At 36.5% G+C, this 937-nt stretch carries 1 protein-coding gene; it reads right to left on the reverse strand.

Annotated features, from left to right (window positions below; translation table 11 throughout):
* Positions 1-937, reverse strand: a 937-nt coding sequence (locus tag CS884_RS00090) for an SHIRT domain-containing protein (RefSeq protein WP_219350567.1), incomplete at both ends; no start/stop codon positions are given.

The following is a 937-nucleotide window of genomic DNA, read 5'->3' on the forward strand; positions in this document are numbered from 1 at the left end:
CCTTCGAAAGTCCATTTTCCATCATTTTCTTTATCTTCTACTTCTGTTTGTGTTGGAGCTGTTGGAGTTACAGTCTCTCCATCTTTCTTACCAGTTTGTTGAGCTGGTGTTAAATCTGTAACAGCTTTTGGAAGAGTTTTGCCTTCTGTTGATGATACAAATTTATGATTTACATTGTAATCAGCAGGAGTTGTTTTTGGAGTAAATTCCCAAGTTCCTGTGAATTCTACATCTTTGTTGTCGATAGTTTCTTGGTCTTTGTCATATTTTACAAAAGTCCAAGTTCCATCTTCAACATTTACTGTTTTAGTAGTAGGTTCTGTAGGTTTTACTACATCACCTTTTTCTTTTCCTGTTTGATTTGCTGGTAGTAGATCTAGTACTTCTTTTGGAAGTTCTTTGTTTGGATCTTTACTTACAAATTTGTGGGTTACGTTGTATTTTTCTGGTTCTGGATCTGGGGTAAATTCCCATGTTCCTGTGACTTTTTCGTCTTTATCAGTAATTGTTACATCGCTCTTGTCAAAAGACTTGAATTTCCATGTTCCCTTGTTTGTTTCATCTCTAAATGTAGCGTCTTCTCCTGTTGGTACTGGGGATGTTACTTTATCGCCTTTGACTTTGTCTGTTACTTTTGCTGGAGCTTTTACTTTTAATGCTTCTGGTAGTTCTTTACCTTCTGTTCCACTTACGTATTCGTATGTTACTTCGTGTTTGTTTGGTGTGAATTTCCATTTTCCTTCGAATGTTACATCTGCTCCATTTACTTTTGCGTCAACATCTGTTGTATCTGGATCTTGGTCTTTATAGCCTTCGAAAGTCCATTTTCCATCATTTTCTTTATCTTCTACTTCTGTTTGTGTTGGAGCTGTTGGAGTTACAGTCTCTCCATCTTTCTTACCAGTTTGTTGAGCTGGTGTTAAATCTGTAACAGCTT

The organism is Anaerococcus sp. Marseille-P3625 (genome assembly GCF_900232825.1).
Taxonomy (GTDB): Bacteria; Bacillota; Clostridia; order Tissierellales; family Peptoniphilaceae; genus Anaerococcus.